This is a genomic window from Aeromonas rivipollensis, from assembly GCF_010974825.1.
In the GTDB taxonomy this organism is placed as follows: Bacteria; Pseudomonadota; Gammaproteobacteria; order Enterobacterales; family Aeromonadaceae; genus Aeromonas; species Aeromonas rivipollensis.
The window spans coordinates 281,466-303,226 of the sequence record NZ_JAAILA010000013.1 but is presented as its reverse complement, the minus strand read 5'-3'; the positions used below and the strand labels follow the sequence as shown (position 1 = coordinate 303,226).

General features: G+C 63.0%; 20 protein-coding genes. 14 read left to right on the top strand and 6 right to left on the bottom strand.

Features of this window, described 5'->3' with window-relative positions; translation table 11 throughout:
- Positions 1–28 precede the first annotated feature (28 nt).
- The 5 genes from G4923_RS11030 (at position 29) to G4923_RS11010 (ending at position 4,998) form a co-directional block, all read left to right on the top strand.
- Positions 29–1,657: an ABC transporter substrate-binding protein gene (locus G4923_RS11030; protein ID WP_163137052.1), complete on the top strand. Its 1,629-nt coding sequence runs from the start codon at positions 29–31 to the stop codon at positions 1,655–1,657.
- Positions 1,642–2,652: an ABC transporter permease subunit gene (locus G4923_RS11025; protein WP_163137051.1), complete on the top strand. Its 1,011-nt coding sequence runs from the start codon at positions 1,642–1,644 to the stop codon at positions 2,650–2,652. Before G4923_RS11030 ends, G4923_RS11025 begins: the two co-directional genes overlap by 16 nt.
- Positions 2,642–3,457 (top strand): ABC transporter permease, encoded by an 816-nt coding sequence (locus G4923_RS11020; RefSeq protein WP_163137050.1) that lies wholly within the window; start codon positions 2,642–2,644, stop codon positions 3,455–3,457. Before G4923_RS11025 ends, G4923_RS11020 begins: the two co-directional genes overlap by 11 nt.
- Positions 3,451–4,242, top strand: coding sequence for an ATP-binding cassette domain-containing protein (locus G4923_RS11015; protein ID WP_163137049.1), 792 nt, complete (start codon positions 3,451–3,453; stop codon positions 4,240–4,242). The genes G4923_RS11020 and G4923_RS11015 overlap by 7 nt, the downstream gene beginning before the upstream one ends.
- Before the next feature lie 114 nt (positions 4,243–4,356).
- Positions 4,357–4,998 (top strand): ATP-binding cassette domain-containing protein, encoded by a 642-nt coding sequence (locus G4923_RS11010; RefSeq protein ID WP_163137048.1) that lies wholly within the window; start codon positions 4,357–4,359, stop codon positions 4,996–4,998.
- A gap of 393 nt (positions 4,999–5,391) precedes the next feature.
- Here G4923_RS11010 and hypB read toward each other — a convergent pair whose 3' ends face one another.
- Positions 5,392–6,240 carry a hydrogenase nickel incorporation protein HypB gene (gene hypB, locus G4923_RS11005; RefSeq protein WP_338120455.1) on the bottom strand — a complete coding sequence of 283 codons (849 nt, stop codon included), beginning with the start codon at positions 6,238–6,240 and terminating at the stop codon, positions 5,392–5,394.
- Here hypB and G4923_RS21255 point away from each other — a divergent pair.
- On the top strand, positions 6,133–6,501 hold the full coding sequence (locus G4923_RS21255; RefSeq protein ID WP_338120454.1) for a hypothetical protein: 369 nt from the start codon (positions 6,133–6,135) through the stop codon (positions 6,499–6,501). The two genes, hypB and G4923_RS21255, sit on opposite strands and share 108 nt — an antisense overlap.
- Here G4923_RS21255 and hypA read toward each other — a convergent pair.
- The 5 genes from hypA to hypF all read right to left on the bottom strand — a co-directional run bounded on the left by hypA (position 6,479) and on the right by hypF (position 11,775).
- On the bottom strand, positions 6,479–6,820 hold the full coding sequence (gene hypA, locus G4923_RS11000; protein WP_163137046.1) for a hydrogenase maturation nickel metallochaperone HypA: 342 nt from the start codon (positions 6,818–6,820) through the stop codon (positions 6,479–6,481). The two genes, G4923_RS21255 and hypA, sit on opposite strands and share 23 nt — an antisense overlap.
- A gap of 84 nt (positions 6,821–6,904) precedes the next feature.
- Positions 6,905–7,909, bottom strand: a complete 1,005-nt coding sequence (hypE, locus tag G4923_RS10995; protein ID WP_163137045.1) for a hydrogenase expression/formation protein HypE — start codon at positions 7,907–7,909, stop codon at positions 6,905–6,907.
- 85 nt (positions 7,910–7,994) lie between these two features.
- On the bottom strand, positions 7,995–9,113 hold the full coding sequence (gene hypD, locus G4923_RS10990; RefSeq protein WP_163137044.1) for a hydrogenase formation protein HypD: 1,119 nt from the start codon (positions 9,111–9,113) through the stop codon (positions 7,995–7,997).
- Positions 9,107–9,358 (bottom strand): HypC/HybG/HupF family hydrogenase formation chaperone, encoded by a 252-nt coding sequence (locus G4923_RS10985; protein WP_111912945.1) that lies wholly within the window; start codon positions 9,356–9,358, stop codon positions 9,107–9,109. The genes hypD and G4923_RS10985 overlap by 7 nt, the downstream gene beginning before the upstream one ends.
- A gap of 5 nt (positions 9,359–9,363) precedes the next feature.
- Entirely contained in the window at positions 9,364–11,775 is a 2,412-nt protein-coding gene (gene hypF / locus G4923_RS10980; protein WP_163137043.1) for a carbamoyltransferase HypF, read from the bottom strand.
- An 891-nt stretch (positions 11,776–12,666) separates the two neighbouring features.
- Between hypF and recR the strand changes: the two genes are divergently transcribed.
- The 8 genes from recR to G4923_RS10940 all read left to right on the top strand — a co-directional run bounded on the left by recR (position 12,667) and on the right by G4923_RS10940 (position 21,713).
- Entirely contained in the window at positions 12,667–13,266 is a 600-nt protein-coding gene (gene recR / locus G4923_RS10975; protein WP_025326665.1) for a recombination mediator RecR, read from the top strand.
- 306 nt (positions 13,267–13,572) lie between these two features.
- Positions 13,573–15,486 (top strand): molecular chaperone HtpG, encoded by a 1,914-nt coding sequence (htpG, locus tag G4923_RS10970; protein ID WP_106887068.1) that lies wholly within the window; start codon positions 13,573–13,575, stop codon positions 15,484–15,486.
- Between the two features lie 253 nt (positions 15,487–15,739).
- Positions 15,740–16,384, top strand: a complete 645-nt coding sequence (adk, locus tag G4923_RS10965) for an adenylate kinase (RefSeq protein WP_106887067.1) — start codon at positions 15,740–15,742, stop codon at positions 16,382–16,384.
- Positions 16,385–16,538: 154 nt separating this feature from the next.
- A complete protein-coding gene (gene hemH / locus G4923_RS10960; protein WP_025326668.1) occupies positions 16,539–17,513 on the top strand; it encodes a ferrochelatase in 975 nt (324 codons plus the stop codon).
- Between the two features lie 64 nt (positions 17,514–17,577).
- Positions 17,578–17,955 (top strand): MAPEG family protein, encoded by a 378-nt coding sequence (locus tag G4923_RS10955; RefSeq protein ID WP_163137042.1) that lies wholly within the window; start codon positions 17,578–17,580, stop codon positions 17,953–17,955.
- A 186-nt stretch (positions 17,956–18,141) separates the two neighbouring features.
- A complete protein-coding gene (locus tag G4923_RS10950) occupies positions 18,142–19,446 on the top strand; it encodes an inosine/guanosine kinase (protein WP_106887064.1) in 1,305 nt (434 codons plus the stop codon).
- A 161-nt stretch (positions 19,447–19,607) separates the two neighbouring features.
- Positions 19,608–21,236, top strand: a complete 1,629-nt coding sequence (locus tag G4923_RS10945) for a methyl-accepting chemotaxis protein (protein WP_240455288.1) — start codon at positions 19,608–19,610, stop codon at positions 21,234–21,236.
- A 114-nt stretch (positions 21,237–21,350) separates the two neighbouring features.
- Positions 21,351–21,713, top strand: a complete 363-nt coding sequence (locus G4923_RS10940) for a DUF2750 domain-containing protein (RefSeq protein WP_010674427.1) — start codon at positions 21,351–21,353, stop codon at positions 21,711–21,713.
- Positions 21,714–21,761: the final 48 nt, after the last annotated feature.

The following is a 21,761-nucleotide window of genomic DNA, read 5'->3' as shown; positions in this document are numbered from 1 at the left end:
CGGCTGGCTCAGATGGATAAGGAGTCTTATGACCATCCCCCGTCATGCCCGCAGCCAGGTTCGCCCTTATGGCGCCCCTGTGGTTGCCACCCTACTGCTGGCTCTGCTCTCGGGCATGTCTCATTCGGTGCAGGCCGCCCAACCTGTGCCTGCCGAACTCAAGCTTGCCATCGGCAGCGAGCCCACCGAAGGGTTCGACCCCCTGCTTGGCTGGAGTCACGGCAGCCATCTGCTGCTGCACAGCCCGCTGCTCAAGCAGATTGCTGGCGATAGTGCGGATCTCGGCTGGCAGGATCTGCTCACCCAAGCGGTGACCCCGAGCAAGGATGGCAAGGGGTGGTTTATTACCCTCAAGCCTGGCCTGAAATTCTCCAATGGCGCGCCGCTCACCGCAGAGGATGTGGCCTTTACCTACAACAGCGCAGCCAAGGGTGGCGGCAAGATCGACATGGGCAATATCGTGAAGGCTGAAGTGGTGTCGCCCACCGAGGTCGCCATCGTCTTGAGCGCCCCCCAGAGCACCTTCGTCAATGTGCTGGGCTCCTTGGGGATAGTGTCAAAGCACGATTACAACGCCAAGGCGTACGCCCAAAAGCCAGTCGGCGCAGGCCCTTACCGGCTGGTGAGCTTCCTGCCCGGTCAGCAACTGGTGGTGGAGGCGAACCCCTATTACGCCGGTGGCAACAATGACTTCAAGCGGCTGGTATTCGTCTTCATCGACGAGGAGAGCGCCTATGCAGCCGCCCAGAGCAGCCAGCTCGATCTGGTGCGCATTCCCCCGTCGCTGGCCCCCACTGTGCCGGATTCGCTGCGGCTCTGGGTGCGGCCGAGCGTGGAGAACCGTGGCATCGTCTTCCCCATTCCGCCTGCGGGCGGCAAGGATGCCAAGGGTTATCCCATCGGCAACGACGTGACCTCGGACGTGGCGGTGCGCCGCGCCATCAACTACGCCATCGACCGCAAGCTGCTGGCGGATCAGCTGCTGGAAGGGCACGCTATCCCCGCATACAGCGCGGTGGAAGGCCTGCCTTGGAAGAACCCTGCAGCCGCCTTTAAGGATGGGGATGTCACCCATGCCAATGCCCTGCTCGACGAGGCAGGCTGGAAGATGGGCAGCGACGGCATTCGCCACAAGGGCAACCTGCGCGCCGCTTTTACCCTCTGGTACACCAGTGGCGACAGCACTCGCCGGGATTTGGCTGAAGCGGTGCGCGCCATGCTCAAACCCATAGGTCTGGAGGTGAGCCTCAAATCCGGCAGCTGGGAGCAGGTGGAGCGCGAGATGCACGCCAATCCGGTGTTGATGGGGTGGGGGAGTCTGGATCCCATGGAGCTCTATCACCACTACCAGAGTGGTTCGGGCGGTGTTGAGTTCTACAACCCGGGCTACTACCAGAATCCGGTGGTGGATGCGCACCTCAAGCAGGCGCTGGATGCCCCGAACTGGCAGGCGGCCGTGCCGTTCTGGCAGCAGGTGGAGTGGGATGGCAAAACTGGCGCCGGGGTGCAGGGAGATGCCGCCTGGTCCTGGCTGCTCAATGTGCAGCACACTTATCTGGCCAACCGCTGCATTGACCTTGGCAAGGGGGCGCCGGAGATCCACGGTAGCTGGTCCCTGCTCAACAACCTGCAGGATTGGCGGTGGACGTGCCGTTAAGTTCGCCCTTGAGTCATTCAGGTTATCTGTTGCTAAAAGCCCTGCTGCGTCTGGCAGGGCTCTTGTGTCTGGTCTCTGTCGCCACCTTTGTGCTGCTGAGCTACTCCCCCATAGATCCCATCAAGGCCTATATCGGCAACGATCTGCTCCATGTGCCCCCCGAGCAGTACGCCCGCATTGCAGCCCGCTGGGGGCTGGATCAGCCGCTGTGGCTGCGCTACTGGCACTGGTTTACCCAGGTGCTGCGGGGGGATCTCGGTTACTCCATGCTCTACAACGCACCGGTGAGCGAGGTCATTGGCCAGCGCTTTGCTGCCTCTTTTCTGCTGTTGGCGGGCGCCTGGCTGCTCTCCGGCTTTTTCGGCATTTTGCTGGGCCTCTGCGCCGGTCGCTATCTCAATCGCTGGCCCGATCGCCTTATCTGCCGCTTTGCCTATCTGCTCGCCTCCTTGCCCACCTTCTGGGTCGGCCTCTTGCTGCTCGCCCTGTTTGCGGTGCACTGGCCGCTGTTGCCGGTCTGCTGCGCCTGGACGCCGGGTCTCTCTGCCGATGAGGCCGATTGGGCCATGCGGTTGCGTCATCTGCTGCTGCCGGTCACAACCCTGGCCCTGCTGGGGCTTGGCAATATCGCGCTGCACACCCGGGCGCGGGTAGCCGAGGTGCTGGCGAGCGATTTTATTCGCTACGCCCGCGCCCAGGGGGATGGCGGCTGGCCCATGCTGCGTTTTCACGTGCTGCGCCATGCCCTGACCCCGGCGCTCTGCCTGCAGTTTGCTTCGCTGGGTGAGTTGATTGGCGGATCGCTCTTGGCGGAGAAGGTCTTCTCCTATCCTGGGCTTGGGCAGGCGACTGTGGATGCGGGGCTGCGTGGCGACATTCCCCTGCTGATGGGCATAGTGCTCTTCTGCACCCTGCTGGTCTTTTTGGGCAACACGGCGGCGCGGGTACTGCTGGCCCGCATCAACCGCGGTTGGGAGGGTGTGCATGCTGTTTAATCCGCTCCCCTCCTTGCTACGTCTGGGCTTTGCCCTGATCTGCCTGCTGCTGCTGGCCAGCTATGGCTGGAGCCTCTCTCATCAGGATGTGCCGATGGATCTGCTGGCCCGTCAGCAGCCCCCCTCGCTGGTGCACTGGTTCGGTACCGATCAGATGGGACGGGACCTCTGGCTGCGGGCCTTTCAGGGCACCCTCACCAGTCTGGAGCTGGGCATCAGCACGGCCCTGTGTAGCGGCCTGCTGGCCATGGTGGCGGCCAGCCTCTCGCTGGTTCACCCCAGGTGCGATGCGGCGGTGCGCCTCGTGATCGACGCCATGTTGGCGCTGCCCCATATGCTGCTGCTGATCCTCATCTGCTTTACCGCAGGGGGCGGCATGCGCGGGGTGATCCTGGCGGTGGCGCTCACCCACTGGCCCAAGCTGGCGCTGGTCCTTTGCGCAGAAGCGCGGCGGATCGCCTGCAGCGACTACGTGGTGCTGGCCCGTTGTCAGGGGATGGGGGCGCTGCGTCGCTGGCGCACCCACCTGCTGCCGGGGCTGTTGCCCCAGTGGTTTATCGGCACCCTGCTGATGTTTCCCCATGCGGTGCTGCACAGCGCTGCGCTGAGCTTTCTCGGCTTCGGGTTGGCGGCCCACGAGGCCTCTCTTGGCCTGCTGCTGGCCGATGCCCTGCGTTATCTGGCCGGCGGCGGCTGGTGGCTGGCCCTCTTCCCGGGGCTGATGTTGCTGCTGCTGGTCCTGCTGTTTGATCAGGCTACCCGCGCTTTGCAACAGCTGCTGTGGCACAGGAGTGAAGCATGCTGAGTTTTGACCACGTGACCATAGAGGCCGCCCACTACTCCTGGCTGGGACGGCGCGGCTGGCAGCCTTTGCTGACCGATATCAGCCTGCAACTGGCGCCGGGGGAGATAGTGGCGCTGGTGGGGGGGAGCGGCGAGGGCAAGAGCCTGCTGCTGCAAAGCGCCCTGACCCTGCTGCCGGACAACCTGCGGATGCGTGGCACCATTTCCCTCGATGGCACGCCCCTGTGCGATGCCAGTCGTGCCCGTCTGCGCGGCCACACCCTCTGCTATGTGCCACAGGGGGTAAGCGCCCTCAATCCACTGCTGACGGTAGAGCGCCAGCTGGGCCGTGCGGCACGTCTCTGTGGCCAGAACGGTTCTCGCGAGCGGCTCGGCCAGCAGCTGCTGCGCTACCAGCTGCCTGCTACCACGCTGGACCGCTATCCGCGCCAGCTCTCCGGCGGCATGGCCAAGCGCATTCTGGCCTGCACTGCGGCGCTCGGCGGCGCCCGCTACATTCTGGCGGACGAGATCACCGCCTGGCTCGATGAGGAGCTGGCCTGCCTGTTGCTCAGCCAATTGCGCGAATTGGCCAATCGGGGCAGCGGCATTCTCTGGGTCACCCATGATCTGGCGCTGGCGGTCCGCTTTGCCGATCGCATAGTCGCGCTGCATCAGGGCAAGGTGAGCGATACCCTGAGCAGCCACCATCTGCGCCAAGGGCAGGGGAGCGAGATGCTGCGCGCCCACTGGCAGGCGCTGCCCGAGTTCAACGCGCTCTTTCCTGCTACGTCGGAGGTCTCCTGATGTTTACGTCTCTTAAACAGGCAGCTTGCTGCGCGGCAAATATGCAATGGCGGGGATTCAATCTCAGGGCTCGCAACAACGCCATTCATCCTTTGTTACCCCGGAGGTCTGTTGATGTTTGAAGTTCGGGATCTCACCATCGCCCAGGGGGAACGCCCCCTCTGGCAGGGGTTATCGCTAACGGTGAAAGCGGGCGAGCGGCTGGGGATATCTGCCCCGAGCGGTTATGGCAAGACCACGCTGGGGCGGGTATTGGCGGGCTGGCAACCGGTTCGGGGAAGCGGGGAAATGCTGCTGGATGGGCAGCCTATGCCTGAACAGGTAAAAGGCTATAACCCCATCCAGCTGGTGCCCCAGCACCCTGAGCTCACCTTCAATCCTTATCGCACTACCGGGCAGGCGCTGTGGGATCTGTGGCGCCCTGATGACGCCATGCTGGCCCGCTTTATGGTCAAGCCTGCGTGGCTTGGCCGTAAACCCGGTCAGCTCTCCGGTGGCGAGCTGGCCCGCATCGCGCTGCTGCGCGCCCTCGATCCCCGCACCCGGTTGCTTGTCGCCGATGAGGTGACCGCCCAGCTGGATCCGCAAATCCAGCGCCAGCTCTGGCAGGAGTTGATGCGCGAGTGCGAGCAGCGCGGGCTTGGCATGCTGATCTTCAGTCACCAGCAGGCGCTGCTGCGCCAGGTCTGCCATCGGATGCTGCGCTTTGGTGAGGTGCCTGCTGAGCAGGAGGCGATGGCTCGTAGCGTGGCCTGAGGATTGGCTTCCCCCTCATCCCCAACCCTTTTCCCGCAAGGGGAGAAGGGAGCGGAAGGTGCCATTTCGCCAGACACGGGATTTGGGGTTTGGGCAATATGACGGGTTGTTATACTCGCAGTCTCTCTCAGTGGGCGAATATTTCGAGCATAATGCCAGCATCCATAAACAGGTTTCCCTTTCCCTGTTGAGACGGGAGTGGAATGCGGCATCCACAAACCGGTTCCCTCTCCCTGGGGAGAGGGCTAGGGTGAGGGGGTGGCTAACATGAGAAGCTGGCCGTTTGGCGTCGATAGATAGAACGGCTGGCAAGGTTCGCAGATAAAGAGAGGGAGGCATCAGCCTCCCTCTCTTGTTATCCACCGTTAGCAACGGTGTTTAACCGGTTCGTACTTAGGCGCTGGCGAGCCAGTTGAGCCAGGCATCCATCCCTTCGCCTGTGGTGGCGCTGACCTGGATCACCTGAATATAGGGGTTGACCCGTTTGGCGTTCTCGATGCAGCGGGCCACGTCAAAGCTGACATGGGGCAGCAGATCGATCTTGTTGATCACCATCAGCTGGGCGGCGGCGAACATATCCGGGTATTTCAGCGGCTTCTCTTCCCCCTCGGTGACGGAGAGGATCGCCACCTTGTACTTCTCGCCGAGATCGAAGCTGGCGGGGCAGACCAGATTGCCCACGTTCTCGATAAAGAGGATGCCCCCTTCATTGGCGGGCAGCTGGTGGCAGGCATCGTGGACCATTTTGGCGTCCAGATGGCAGCCCTTGCCGGTGTTGATCTGCACGGCAGGGACACCAGTGGCACGGATGCGATCCGCATCGGCGCTGGTCTGCTGATCCCCTTCGATCACGGCGCAGGGGCGCTTGTCGGCCAGCTGGCGCAAGGTTTCGCACAGCAAGGTGGTTTTGCCTGAACCCGGGCTAGAGACGAGATTGAGCACCAACTGGGCCGCCTCGTCGAAGTGTTCGCGGTTGTGGGCTGCCAGCTTGTTGTTCTTGGCCAGCACATCCATCTCGATGGCGATCAGCTGACGCTGCCCTATGCCGGGCACCGACAATCCCGCTTCCCCTTTGCCATAGTGCAGCTCACCCTGTTGATGGTCGTGGTCGTGGTCGTGGTCGTGGTCGTGGTCATGGGGATGCTCGTGGTCATGAGCATGACTATGGTGATGCGGGTGGGCGTGATCATGATGATGGTCGTGGGGGTGATTGTGATGGTGCTCATGACCCTCTGCTCCCACTGGCGCCCGCACCCCGTGGTAGTGGTGATGGACATCCCCCTGATGGTGATAGTGGTGGTGAATGATCAGGGTGCGCGGCGCGCTCTGCTCATGGGCATGATGATGATCGTGCTCATGGCCATGTTCATGGTGGTGCTCATGAGCGTGTTCATGGTCGTGATCGTGGTGGTGGGCATGGTCGTTACCATCTTTATGGCCGGCGATCCGCGCCTGGCCGCATCCGCATACGCTACACATATCAACTTACCTCGATGTCGGTGATGCGCAGGCTGTTCCCTTGCGCGACTCGTAATTTGTATCCACCACACTCGGGACAGGCTTGTCCACGCTCGGTGAGGGTGACCGTCTGGTTGCAGTCGTAACACCAGGCCTCTGCCGCCTGGTGCTGAAAGTGAAGTTGGGCCCCCTCGACGACTGTGCCCTTGGCGGCGGCCTCGAAACAGAAGGCAATGGTGTCCGGGTCGACGCAGGAGAAGCTGCCGACCTCGAGCCAGAGGGCGGTCACCTTGGTAAAGCCCCGCTGGGTGGCCTGTTCGGCCGCCAGATCGATGGCGGCCATGGCCAGAGACATTTCGTGCATGGTGGCTCCTTAACCGATATGGGGAGGAGGAGTGACTCCTCCCCCTAATTGGGAAAATGGCATATGGGTGAACGGCATGGCCGCTCAACAGATCCGCGGCAGCAGTTCCCCTTGCGGCAGCTCCAGATAACGGCGGCTGCCCCAGGGGTTATTGAGGATCACCTTGTGGCGATCACTCGCCTGCACCACGCCGATCTGGCTGGCTGCTGGGTTGAATTGCCGCAAGATGCCCAGCGCGTCCTGCGCCTGTTCGGCAGGCAGTGCCAGCACCATGGTTCCCTCGTTGGCGAGATCATGGGGCTCGAAACCGTAGAGCTCACACAGGCCGCGCACCGGATCGCAGACCGGAATGGCGGACTCCTCCAGCTCGATGGCCACTTGGGAGGCGGTGCTCCATTCATTCAGCACGGCCGCAAGGCCACCGCGGGTGGCATCGCGCAGGGCGTGGGGGGTAATGCCTGCCTTCAGCAGCGCTTCTACCTGTGGCCAGAGGGTGGTGCAGTCGCTTTTGAGATCCGAGCCCAGTTGCAGGGCGTCGCGGGCCATCAGGATGCAGGCGCCGTGGCTGCCGATATCCCGCGACACCAGGATGGCGTCACCGGCTTTAAGGTTGCGTACCGAGATGCCCCGGCTCTGTTCGGGCAGCGGGAAGGTGCCGACCCCGCTGGAGTTGATGAAGATCTTGTCGGCCGCCCCCTTGGGCACCACCTTGGTGTCTCCGCAGACGATGCGGGCGCCGCTTTTGGCAAGCTCAGTGGCCATCGATTCGACGATGCGAGTGAGGTCCGAGTAGGGGAACCCCTCCTCGATGATAAAGCTGCAGCTCAGATACTCGGGCTTGGCCCCCATCATGGCGAGATCGTTGACCGTGCCGGCGATGGCCAGTTTGCCGATATCGCCCCCCTCGAAGAAGAGCGGCGAGACGGTAAAGCTGTCGGTGGTGAAGGCGACGGGGCCGCTTACCGGCAGCAGGGCGGCATCTTCACCGCGCAGCAGGATCTCGTTGCCAAAGTGGCGAAAGAAGAGCTGGTTGATCAGCTGATTCATCTCGACACCGCCGCCGCCGTGGCTTAACTGGATTTCTCTCATCGGGTCTGGTTCTCCACAAGATTGCCGAAACAGGCTGGTTCATCTCTCCTCATCACCCGACCACCGTGGCTTAACTGAATTTCGATCATTGCTGCTGGATCCCCATATAGCGGTAGTAGGCATTGCAGGCCCCTTCGGAGCTGACCATGCAGCTGCCCATGGGCTGGGTCGGGGTGCAGCCCCGGCCGAAGACTTTGCACTGGTTCGGCTTGGCCAGCCCGCGCAGGATATCGGCGCACTGGCACGCCTTGTGGTCATCGATGGGGGTCTCACTGAGTGCAAAGTGACGCTCCGCATCGCGCCTGGCGAAGGCATCGCGCAGGCGCAGGGCGGAGGCGTTGATATCCCCCAGACCTCGCCAGCGAAAGTGATCGCGGGTCTCGAAAAAGCGCTCGACCAGCCGCTGGGCGGTTTTATTGCCACTGGCAGTGACGGCGCGGGTGTACTGCACCTCCAGCGCGTAGCGACCCTCCACCTTCTGGCGCACCATCATCAGCAGTGCCTCCATCACATCCACCGGCTCGAAGCCGCTCACCACCACAGGCACCTGATAGCGCTGGACTATGGGCAGGTAGATATCGGCGCCTGTGATGACGCTGACGTGAGAAGGACCGATAAAGGCGTTCACCTTGGCCACTCCGTCGGCCATCACAGCGTGAATGGCGGGCGGCACCAGCACATGGTTGATATGAAACAGGAGGTTCTCAATCCCTTGCTCTTCAGCGGCAGCCAGCAAGGCGGCCGTCATGGGGGTGGAGGTCTCGAAACCGATGGCGAAGAAGACCACGGTTTTTTCCGGGTTCTCACGGGCGATGCGCAGGGCGTCGAGGGGGTCATAGACTGGGCGGATATGGCTCCCCTTGGCGCGCTGCTGCGCAAGCGTGCCTTTGGAGCCCGGCACCCGGATCATGTCCCCCAGGGTGACCAGAATGACGTTGGGCTGACTCGCCAGCTCGATGGCCTGATCGATGCGCTCTTTGGGCATGATGCAGACCGGGCAGCCGGGGCCGTGGACGAACTCGATGCTGGCCGGCAGCAGCTGGTGCAGGCCGTATTTCATGATGGTGTGGGTATGGCCGCCGCACACCTCCATCACTCGCAGCGGCTCGGGGAGTAATTTGGCGAGTTCGGTGATCTGGGCGGCGAGGGCGCGGATGACGTCGGGCTGACGAAAGCCCTGAAACAGGTCATTCAAGGTCAGCATGGCAAGATATCCTGTTCGGGCATCAGGGCCACCATCTGGCGGAAGCTCTCGAGACTGGCCTGCGCCTCCTCTTCATCAATCTTGCTCATCACAAAGCCGATATGGAGCAGCACATAGTCGCCGAGGTTGAGGGGATCTTCGAGCAACATGCAGCTGGCCCGGCGTTGCACCCCCAGGGTGTCGACGGTGACGCAGTTATCTTCGGGGTGCAGCTGCACCACCTGAGAAGGGATGGATAGACACATGGATTTCAGGACTCCGACAAGGTGGCACAACCGGTTGTGGCAGGCTGGTGCGTGGCAATATGGTGGATGGCAAACCAGAGCTGACCGGCGGCGATGCCACCGTCATTGAGCGGCAGGGTTTCGCTGGTCAATACCTGCCGGCCAGCCGCTTCGAGAGCGGGCACCAGCTGGTCCATCAGCACCCGGTTTTGAAAGACGCCGCCCCCGAGCGCCACCGGATAACCGGGGAAGCGCTCGGCCAGGGCAACGACCAGAGCGCTGATAGCGCGGATAAAACCGGCTGCCAGGCTGGCGGTCGAGGTGCCTTTGCGCCGCTCGCCGACAAGGGTATTGAGCAGTTCGGCCCACTCGATCTGCAGTGGCCCTTCCGCTGATAGGCTCAGGCCAAAGGTGAGGGGGAAGGGCAGTTCATCGGGGGAAAGCTGCAAGGCCGCTGCCTCCAGCAAGAGCCCCGCCTCTCCCTCGTAGTCGGGGGTATCGATCACCCCCAGCAGCGCCGCGACGGCATCGAACAGGCGACCGATGGAGCTGGTATGGGGGGCGTTGCGACCAAGATGCCAGAGCTGGTGCAGGTTGCTGATCCGCTCAAGGGGCAGTTTGTTGATCGCCGGAATATCGAGGGCGCTGATCTCTGCCACGCCATAGGATTCGAACAGCAGCCCTAGCAGCTGGCGCACCGGCTCGCGAATCGCCGCCTCGCCGCCGATCAGCTTGAAAGGCGCGAGGTGGGCAACACGATCGAAGCCCTTCACATCGGCCAGCAGCAGCTCGCCACCCCAGAGGGTGCCGTCATCCCCAAGGCCTGTGCCGTCGAAGGTAAAACCCAGCACAGGGCCCGTGATGTCATGTTCGGCCATCACCCCGAGCAGGTGGGCGTGATGGTGCTGCACCTCGAGATGGGTTGCATTGTGATCGCGGCAATAGCCCTTGGCCCACTGGTGGCTGAGATAGCCGGGGTGGCGATCCGATACCAGCAGTTCGGGTTTGAGATCGTAGAGTTCGCGGAAGGTCGCCAGGGTCTGCTCGAAGTGGCCCTGCATCGGCAGGCTGTGCAGATCGCCGATATAGGGGCTGTAGATGCGCTGGCGGCCGAAGGCCAGCGCCAGCTGGTTCTTCTGCTGCGCCCCGACCGCCAGCAGCGGCACCTTGACCGCCTGCTTCAGGCTGGGGGTGCAGGGAGCATAACCCCGGGCGAGGCGCAGGGTCTGGCTCCGCCCGCCTGCCCACTGCACCAGACTGTCGTCGCAGGGGTGCAGGATGGGTCGGTTGTGATCCAGGATGCCGTCAATCTCGCTGCCGAGTTCCCTGACCACCGCCTCGCATTCGATGAGGATCGGGCTGCCGCGACCATTGGCGCTGGTGGCCACCAGCGGCATGGCGCAGGCGTCCAGCAACAGCTGATGGAGCGGGGTATAGGGGAGCATAACCCCGAGGTAGGGAATGCCGGGGGCTATCCCGTCGGCCAATGGGGCCGCGGTGTGTTGGGATTCTGAGAGCCGATCATCCTTGGTGCGCTTGCGCAGCAAGGTGATGGGTCTGGCCTGAGAGGCGAGCAGCTTCCACTCCGCCTCGCAACCAGTGACATGGCGCCTGGCCTCGGCAAGGGAGCCCATCATCACCGCCAGCGGCTTGCGCTCGCGCCGCTTGAGCTCGCGAAGCCGTGCCACGGCGGACTCGCTTCGCGCATCGCATATCAGGTGATAACCCCCCATCCCCTTGACCGCGATAAGCTTGCCCGTTTGCAGGGCACGGGCGGCGGCCTGCAAGGCATCCTCCCGCTCGGCCAAGGCATTGCCATTGCGCCAGCTGAGATGGGGCCCGCACTCGGGGCAGCTCACCGGCTGGGCATGGTAGCGTCTGTCCAGCGGGTTTTCATAGGCCGCAGCGCAGCGCGGGCACATGGTAAAGCCCGCCATGGCGGTGTGGGGTCTGTCGTAGGGGAGGCGGCGGATAATGGTGTAGCGCGGGCCGCAGTGGGTGCAGTTGGTAAAGGGGTAGTAATGGTGGCGATCCGCAGGGTTGGCCACATCCCGGGCGCACGCCTCGCACATTCCCTGATCCGGCGAGATGGCGACCGTAGCGGCGCTCTGCTGCTGGCTGGCTTTAATTCGAAACTGGCCATGAAAGGCGCCGTCATAGTCAGGATCATGGCAAAGGGGAAGTGCACGCTCGCTGAAGCGATCGATTCGGCTAAGCGGCGGCGCCAGCTCCCGCAATTCGCGAGCAAAGGTTGCCAGCTGCTCGGGGGAACCCTCGGCACTTATGGTGACGCCATTGGCGTCGTTCAAGACATAGCCGGCAAGGCCGTGGCGCAGCGCCAACCCATAGACGAAGGGGCGAAAGCCGACCCCCTGCACTATACCGTCCATATGAAATTCGCGGCGCAGCCTGGAAGGCGTCTGGGTCCGGGCCGTCATGACGCCATCCAAAGAGGGGCAGGCGCCCCTCCCTGATAACAAGGGGGCAGATAGCCTTCCATGATGACAAGAGGGCAGGGGAGGGCCCGCAGGGGCGGCCATCCGGCGATCATCTTGAGGGATGTCATGCGATATCGAACTCCCGTCTGCTGGCCTGCCGCCACGGCGTCGGCCTCAGGGTGCAACGAACAGTGTTGCAATGGGCGGCGCCGGGAGGGGAAGGGGCCTTGGCTTGGCAGGGAAAAGAGGAGAGTCGGCCCTGCCGCGGGGGCCAAGTTTATCGGGTCAGTGGCCCCCATTACCTTGATCTCGCACCGGTTTGAGTGCCAGACGCGGCGCTTCTTTGCGATCCTGCGAGGTGGGCCCGTTCGGTATCGGATGGTAGACATAGGGTAGGGGGAATCGACGGGACAGTGACGGCACAGCTCTGCGAGGCGGGCCCCGTTCGGTATTGATGAGGGGCATCAGGTGAGATAATCGGCGGGGCGGTGACGGCGCAGCTTATTGGGTGCCCTGATAGCGCCCTTGCAGTGGGCCGCGTCCAGGGGCGCTGGCATCGGGGGAGGGATTTTTGTTTGGTTTTACTTAACGATACCGTTCAATCGAATAAAAAGACTAAACGACCTAGGCGCTTTTTATCGCCTTGTGAGCCCTGGATGGCCATGCGGGGTCTGCATGGGCCTGGAAAGCGGGGCGCCGCCCGGTTCGCCCGGTTTGCCGGGGAGCTGTGTGGCAAGGGGGAGGGGCCATTTGGCGGGATCTGCCATTGGCGGCTGGGGGCGGCTCGGGTATAGTCCTGCGCCAACAAGATAGGTTCGGATGGAGGCGTCGGCACCGCGTCAGGCAAGCGGGCCGACTCCTCCCTTCGGCGCGGCTTTAAAGGAAATCTCCATGAAATTCAGTCCCCTGCTCGATGAGATGATGAAGGCGCTGCAGGTCTTGCCGGGCGTGGGCCCCAAGTCGGCCCAGCGCATGGCGTTCACCCTGCTGGAGCGCGAGCGCAGCGGCGGCCTGCGTCTAGCCTCCCTGCTCAATCGGGCGCTGACCGAAATCGGTCATTGCAGCCACTGCCGCACCTTCACCGAGAACGATCGCTGCGAGATCTGTGCCAATCCCAAGCGCGAGGAGAACGGTCTGCTCTGCGTGGTGGAGAGCCCGGCAGACGTGGCGGCCATCGAGCAGACCGGCCAGTTCTCCGGCCGCTACTTCGTGCTGATGGGCCATCTGTCGCCGCTGGACGGCATAGGCCCGGAGGAGCTGGGGCTGGAGATCCTGGAGCGGCGCCTCAAGGATGAGCACATCAAGGAGCTGATCCTCGCCACCAATCCCACCATAGAGGGGGATGCCACCGCCTGGTACATCGCCGACATGGCCCGCGCCGCCGGGGTGGAGGTGAGCCGCATCGCCCACGGGGTGCCGGTGGGTGGCGAGCTGGAGCTGGTGGATGGCACCACGCTGTCTCACTCCCTGATGGGGCGTCAGCGCATCTAAACCTGCTTATGGGCCTGCTGCGAAACCGTGATCAAGGCTCATGTGCTGCTCGCTTATGTGAAACCAGGGGCTCACGTATACCTATACGTTCCGGTTCCTGCGCGGATCGATACCTTGCTGACGGCTTCTCGCGACGGCTCATAAACTGGTTTGGCTGGATGGTACGAAAAATGGGCAGCCAAGCCCGCCACCAGGGGCCAGTGTGCAACTTTGCTCTCAAGTTTGCACGCAAGCCCCTTGATATTTGGTGGGCCAACCCCATCTAGGTTGGGAATCTGTTCAACCCGACGTTTTGAGGACTGGTCGATGACCCAAAGTGTTCACGCCGAAACCCACGGCTTTCAGACTGAAGTCAAACAACTGCTGAGCCTGATGGCTCACAGCCTCTACTCCAACAAAGAAGTATTCCTGCGCGAGCTTATCTCCAACGCCTCCGATGCGGCGGACAAGCTGCGCTTCAAGGCGCTTTCCGATGCCTCTTTGTTCGAAAACGACGGCCAGCTGCGCGTGCGCCTGGTGGTGGACAAAGAGAACAAGACCCTGACCATCTCGGACAACGGCATCGGCATGACCCGGGACCAGGTGATCGAGCACCTGGGTACCATAGCGAAATCCGGTACCGCCGAGTTCTTCAAGCACCTCTCCGGTGATCAAGGCAAGGACTCCCAGCTGATCGGTCAGTTCGGGGTGGGCTTCTACTCCGCCTTCATCGTCGCCGACAAGGTGACCGTCATCTCCCGCGCCGCCGGCACAGAGCCGGGCCAGGGCGTACAGTGGGAATCGGAAGGGGAAGGCTCCTTCACGGTCGCTGACGTGACCAAAGAAGGGCGCGGCACCGACGTCATCCTGCACCTGCGTGCCGAGGAAGAGGAGTTCCTGGACGACTGGCGCCTGCGCGCCGTGGTCGCCAAGTATTCCGACCATATCTCTGTGCCGGTGGAGATGTACAAGGAGGGCACCCCGGATCGCGAAGAAGATGGCGAGACCATAGTCGGTACCCCGGGCGAGTGGGAGCAGGTCAACCGCGCCACCGCGCTCTGGACCCGCAACCCCAAAGACATCAAGGACGAGGAGTATCAGGAGTTTTACAAGCACGTCGCCCATGATTTCGAAGACCCGCTCTTGTGGGGTCACAACCGGGTGGAAGGGGCCCAGGAGTACACCAGCCTGCTCTACATCCCGGCCCGCGCGCCCTTCGATCTCTACAACCGCGAGCAGAAGCACGGCCTCAAGCTCTACGTGCAGCGCGTCTTCATCATGGACGACGCCGAGCAGTTTATGCCGACCTACCTGCGCTTCGTCAAAGGGGTGCTGGACTCCAACGATCTGCCGCTCAACGTCAGCCGCGAGATCCTGCAGGACAACAAGGTGACCGCCTCCCTGCGCAAGGCCTGCTCCAAGCGCGTCCTGACCATGCTGAACAAATTGGCCAAGGACGATAGCGAGAAGTACGCCAAGTTCTGGAGCGAGTTCGGCAACGTGCTCAAAGAGGGCCCGGCCGAGGATTATGCCAACCGCGAGGAGATCGCCAAGCTGCTGCGCTTTGCCAGCACCGCCGGCGAGGGCGAAGCCCAGACCGTCTCGCTTGAGGATTACGTTGGCCGCATGAAGGAAGGCCAGCAGAAGATTTACTACATCACCGCCGACTCCTATGCCGCGGCCAAGAACAGCCCGCACCTCGAGATCTTCCGCAAGAAGGGCGTCGAAGTGCTGCTGATGTGGGAGCGGGTGGACGAGTGGCTGATGAGCCACCTCACCGAGTTCGACGGCAAGCAGCTGGTCTCCGTCACCCGTGGCGAGCTGGACTTGGGCGAGCTGGAGGACGAGGCGTCCAAGCAAGCCCAGGAGGAGGCTGAAAAAGCCAACGCCGGTCTGGTGGCGCGGGTCAAGCAGAGCCTGGCCGATGCGGTGAAAGAGGTGCGTGTCACCCACCGCCTGACCGACTCCCCCTCCTGCATCGTCACCGACGACCACGGCATGAGCACTCAGATGATCAAGCTGATGCGCGCCGCCGGCCAGCCGGTACCGGAGCAGAAGTACATCTTGGAGCTCAACCCCGACCACGCGTTGGTGAAGAAGCTCGACACCATCGAAGACGAGGCGCTGTTCGGTGAGTGGGTCAGCCTCTTGCACGAGCAGGCCCAGCTGGCGGAGCAGGGCGGCCTCAATGATCCGGCGAGCTTCGTCTCCCGTATCAACCGTCTGCTACTCCAGGCGTGATGTAATTGGCCCACTGCAAGGCAGTGGGCTTTTTTTTGGCCGACGCCGCCCCGGGGCGGCGTTGTCCGCCCTGAGTGTCTGCTGCATTTTCAATCATTTTTCGTGGCAGGGGCCTGCGTCTTTGGTCGCAGAGACGGCGCCAGGGGCTGGTGATAATCTGGCCACTCACACGGGGCGAGCTTGTTAATATGGGCGAAAACGTGTAGTTTTTTGCCTTCTCAAGAATTGAATAACCAATCAATTAGGAGCGTGTATGCGCATTGTTCTGTTGGGAGCACCGGGTGCCGGCAAAGGTACCCAGGCTCAGTTCATCATGGAAAAACACGGTATTCCGCAGATCTCCACCGGCGACATGCTGCGTGCGGCGATCAAGGCGGGTACCGAGCTGGGCCTCAAGGCCAAGGCCGTGATGGACGCAGGTCAGCTCGTCTCCGACGACATCATCATCGGCCTGGTCAAAGAACGTATCGCGCAACCGGATTGCGCCAACGGCTTCCTGCTGGACGGCTTCCCCCGCACCATCCCCCAGGCGCAAGCCATGAAGGATGCCGGTGTGGTGGTGGACTTCGTGCTGGAATTCGCGGTGCCGGACGAAGAGATCGTCAAGCGCATGAGCGGTCGCCGCGTGCACTCCGGCTCCGGCCGTACCTACCACGTGGTGTTCAACCCGCCGAAAGTGGAAGGCAAGGATGACGTGACCGGCGAGGATCTGGTGATCCGTGCCGACGACGAAGAGACCACGGTTCGCAAGCGTCTGGATGTCTACCATCAGCAGACCGCACCGCTCATCGGCTTCTACGGCAAGGAAGCGGAAGCGGGCAACACCCGTTACGTCAAGATCGACGGCACCCAGCCGGTGGATCAGGTCAGCCAGCAGCTGGCGGCGATCCTCGGCTAAAGCTGGTCTTGCCACCGACATTGCCCGGCGTGCTGGCAATCCTCTTGCCACGCCAAGGGCGATCGCCTGGCAACGACATTGAGACAAGGGTCCACACAGGGCCCTTTCTTGCATTATCACAAGCAACACAAACACCCCACGACAGGACGCTAACGTGACCACGAAAACCGGGATCTTGCTCGTCAATCTTGGGACCCCAGCGGCGCCAACCTCGGCGGCCGTCAAGGCCTTTCTCAGTCAGTTCCTGCAGGACCCGCGCGTGGTCGAGATACCTCGCCTGCTGTGGGCACCGCTGCTGACTTTCGCCATATTGCCGTTTCGGGCCCCCAGGGTCGCCAAGCTCTATCAGCAGGTCTGGACCGAACAGGGCTCGCCCCTGATGGCCATCAGTCAGCGGCAGCGGGCGGCGCTGGAGCAGGAGCTCAAGCGGGAAGGGGTCGATGTGCCCGTGGTGCTGGCCATGACCTATGGCTCGCCCTCCCTCGACGAGGGCTGGCAGGCGCTCAAGGCCCAGGGGGTCAACCGGGTGATACTGCTGCCGCTCTATCCGCAGTATGCCGCCAGCACCACGGCCGCCGTGTTCGACGGCTGGGCCCGGGTGATGAAGAAGGAGCGCCACCTGCCGGTGATGCGCCTCATCCGCGACTATCACAACCACCCCGAGTACATCCAGGCACTGGCCATGAGCGTGCGCCGCCAGTGGGAGCAGCAGGGACAGGGTGAGCACCTGCTGATGTCCTTCCACGGCATTCCCCAGCGCAGCGAGGACGAGGGGGACCCTTACGGTCATCAGTGTCGCCGCACCGCCGCCTTGCTGGCGGAGGCGCTGGGTCTGTCCCCCGAGCAGTGGAGTGCCAGCTTCCAGTCCCGCTTTGGCAAGCAGGAGTGGCTCAAGCCCTATACCGACGTCACCATAGCCCAGCTGGCGGAACAAGGGGTCAAGCGGCTCGATGTGATCTGCCCGGCCTTCTCGGCGGATTGCCTCGAGACCCTGGAGGAGATCCAGGTCGAGAACCGCGCCGTCTTCATGGACGCGGGGGGAGAGCAGTTCCACTACATACCGGCCCTCAACAGCGATCAGGCCCACATCCGCATGATGGTGTCGCTGATCTGCCGCGAGCTGGCGTGAGGGGGCTTCACGGCCGCGATGGCGCGCGCCGGGTGTTCGGGTTCAACGATAAAGGAGTGTCTTGATGATGCATATCACGCTGATCTACGGCGGCCTGCTGGGGCTCTTGTTCCTGCTGCTCAAGCGCCGGGCCCAGTTCAAGGTGATGATAGGGGAAGGGGAGGCGCCCGAGATGCTCTCCGCCATCCGTGCCCACGGCAACTTCGCCGAGTACGTGCCGCTCACCCTCTTGCTGATGGCCCTGTGCGAGCTGGCCGGGGTGGGGGCGCTCTGGCTGCACCTGGGTGGGGCGCTGCTGCTGGTGGGGCGCATACTGCACGCCATCGGCATCCAGATCCCCAAGGCGCCGAACAAGCCGCGCCTGTTTGGCACCCTCTTCTTCTGGCTGTCCCTGGGGCTCTTCTCGGTGCTGGCGCTGGTGCAGGGGCTGTCATTCGGCTGAGGCCAGAGGCCACTTGAGTGCGAAAAACCACCTCAGCGCGAGGTGGTTTTTTGAGGGGGGAAGATCAAACGTTTTCCTCGCAAACCCTTGCCTATACTGACCCCATATTTTAATCGGGCGACTTTTCGGCGGGGTGGATTGTGTTAAAATCCCGCCCCTCTTTCCCCCAGAGCACAGAAGATTGCCATGAAATTTCCCGGTCAGCGCAAGTCCAAACACTACTTCCCGGTCGACAGGCGTGATCCCCTGATCCCGCAAAATCCCCAGCTCACCGAACTGGGCAAGGCCTATGTGGTGGGTATAGATCAGACTCTGGTGGATATCGAAGCCCATGTGGACGAGGACTTTCTGAACCGGTACGGCCTGAGCAAGGGCCACTCCATGCTCATCTCCGACGACGTGGCCGAGCGGGTCTATGAAGAGCTCAAGGCCAACAACATGGTGGTGAGCGAGTTTGCCGGCGGCACTATAGGCAACACCATGCACAACTACTCTGTGCTGGCCGATTCCCACTCCATCCTGCTCGGGGTGATGAGCCAGGACATCCGCATCGGCAGCTACGCCTACCGCTATCTGTGCAACACCTCGTCCCGGGTCAACCTCGACTACCTGCAGCCGGTGGACGGCCCTGTCGGTCGCTGCTTCACCTTCATCACCGAAGGGGGCGAGCGCAGCTTTGGCATCAACGCCGGCAAGATGGACCACCTGGACGTGGCGCACATCCCGGAAGCCATCATCAAGGACTCCTCCGCCCTGGTGATCACCGCCTACCTGGTGCGCGGCGCAGACGGCACTCCCATGAAGGAGGCGGCCATGGCTGCCGTCCGTTATGCCCGCGAGGCCGGTGTGCCCGTGGTGCTGACCCTGGGCACCCGTTTCGTCATCGACGAGAACCCCCAGTGGTGGCGTGATTTCATCAGCGAGAACGTGACAGTGCTCGCCATGAACGAGGACGAGGCCGAGGCCCTGACCGGGATCAAAGACCCGCTCGGCGCCGCCGACAAGGCGCTGGACTGGGCCGATATGGTGCTCTGCACCGCCGGTCCCATCGGCCTCTACATGGCGAGCTACACCGAGGAAGACTACAAGCGCGAGACCACCCATACCCTGCTGCCCGGGGTGATCCCCGAGTTCAACATGTATGAGTTCAGCCGCCCCATGGCCCGCGAGAAGTGCCGCAATCCGGCGCGGATCTACTCCCATATCTCCCCCTACATGGGCGGCCCGGAGAAGATCAAGAACACCAATGGCGCCGGGGATGGCGCCCTGTCCGCGGTGCTGCACGACATGGTGGCCAACGCCTATCACCGCATGAATGTGCCGAACTCCGCCAAGCACCTCTCCGAGTTCCTCACCTACTCCTCCCTGGCCCAGGTGTGCAAGTACGCCAACCGGGTGAGCTACGAGGTGCTGGCCCAGAGCAGCCCGCGTCTCTCCCGCGGCCTGCCGGAGAAGGAAGACAGCCTGGAAGAGGTGTACTGGGAGCGCTGATAGCGTCATCCAGTCGACAACAAGAAAGGGTGCCACTGGGCACCCTTTCTTGTTTTTGGGGCTGGATCATGTTTTTGGCACTGCTTTTGCTGTCATCGTGGACAGGCCGCGCCAAGGCGACATACCTTGTTAACAACATGTAGCTGGTTCGGGACTAGGGTATGTTGAGACAATGGAGTATCGGCCGGCGCCTGTCGCTGGTGACCCTGATGGTGCTGGCGCTGCTGGGACTGCTGCTGTTCTTCTGCCTGCAGATCTATCAGCAGGGGCTGATGGGGGAGAAGAGCCGTCAGACCCGGGCTCAGGTCGAGACCGCCTACAGCCTGGTGGCCGGATTCGAGGCCAGGGTACGCAAGGGGGAGCTCGACGAGGGGCGCGCCAAGGCCGAGGCCCTCGCGGCGATCAAGGGGCTGCGCTATGGCGAGGAGGATTACTTCTGGATCAATGACAGCCACCCCACCATGGTAATGCACCCCATGAAACCCGAGCTGGACGGCAAGGATCTCTCCGGGGTGGAGGACAAGCAGGGGCTCAGGTTGTTCGTCGCCTTCGCCGATCTGGCGAGGGCGCAGGGCGTGGGAGAGGTGGCCTACTACTGGCCCAAGCCCGGGGTGGAGGAGCCGGTGCGCAAGATCTCCTACATCAAGCGCTTCGCCCCCTGGGACTGGATCATCGGCACCGGCGTCTATGTGGACGACGTCGAGGCCCAGTATCAGGAGGTGCTGCGCACCCTGCTCGGGATAGGCCTGGTGCTGGCCATACTGCTGTTTGCCGTGGTCGGGCTCATAGTGCGCAGCATAGTGGTGCCCCTCTCCCAGTCGGTATCGGCCCTCGGCAACATCGCCAGGGGGGAGGGTGATCTGCGTTTTCGGCTGCCGGAGTCGGGCCGGGACGAACTGAGCCAGCTCTCGGTCAACTTCAACCTCTTCGCCGGCCAGATGGCGCAGCTGGTGGGGCGCAGCCAGCAGATCACGGCCCAGAACCGGGAGCAGGCGCACCAGCTGGCCCAGATCGTCGACCGGACCGGCGCCATCGTCACCGGCCAGGAGCAGGACACCCTGCGGGTGGCCAGCGCCATGGAGCAGATGACGGTGAGCAGCCGGGAGGTGGGTCAGCACGCGGCCCAGGCCGCCGAGGCGGCTGACTCAGCGCTCAATCTCGCCCAGCACGGGCGTCAGGTGGTGGCCCAGACCAGGGAGACCATCAGCCAGCTGGCGGACGAGATGGTGGAGACGGTGCAGGCGGTGAGCCAGCTCGAGCAGGAGACCCAGCAGATTGGCTCCGTGCTCGACGTGATCCGGGGGGTGGCGGAGCAGACCAACCTGCTGGCCCTCAATGCCGCCATCGAGGCGGCCCGGGCCGGCGAGCAGGGGCGTGGCTTCGCTGTGGTGGCCGACGAGGTGCGCACCCTGGCGACCCGCACCCACAGCTCCACCGACGAGATCCGGCAGATGATCCAGCGGCTGCAGGAGGGGGCGGGCCGGGTGGTCAGCGGCATCACCCAGTTGCAGCAACTCTCCCGCTCGACAGCGGACAGGGCCGGTGATGCCGACGGTGCCATTCATGCCATCGATGGATCAGTGCACACCATCAATGCCATGAATAGCCAGATCGCCACGGCCGCCGCCGAGCAGAGCCGGGCGGCCGAGGAGATCAACCAGCGGCTGGTGGCCATCACAGAGCTGGCGGCGGATGCCCTGGCCCAGAACCGCTTGACCGAGCAGGCGGCAAGCCAGCTGGCGCTCTCTTGCGATGAGTTGGGGGCCCTGGTCGCCCAATATCGAACCTGATGGCGCTTATCCCCGCCTTTTTGGGGATAAGGCTTGAGTCTGGGGGGCTTTTGGGACACCATCAGCCCCATTATTGGCCAGCGTTGGCCGACCGCCTGCAAGAGAGAGACCCCCATGAGCAAACTAACTGACAATCTTGACGCCAATTTCCAGCTGTTCATCGAAGAAGTCCGCGAGTCGGGTCAGGTGTGGGGTCTGCGTTACGGTGAAGACTGGGTGGTGTGCCGCTCCGCCGAGTTCGAAGATGCCGACGTCATGCCGCTCTGGTCTGCCGAGGGTGATGCCCGTCTGCACTGCGTGGACGAGTGGGCGGATTACGAGCCGGAAGTGATCGAGCTCGAAGAGTTTCTCGACATCTGGATCAACGATCTGGACGAAGACGATGTGCTGGTCGGCCCGAACTGGAACGCCGATCTGGAAGGCCAGGAGCTCGAACCCATCGAGCTGGCCAAGGCGCTGGTTGAGCTGGACGCCTGAACTGTGCTGCACTGATGGCCCCGATGCGGGCCATCGTCGAGACCAGAA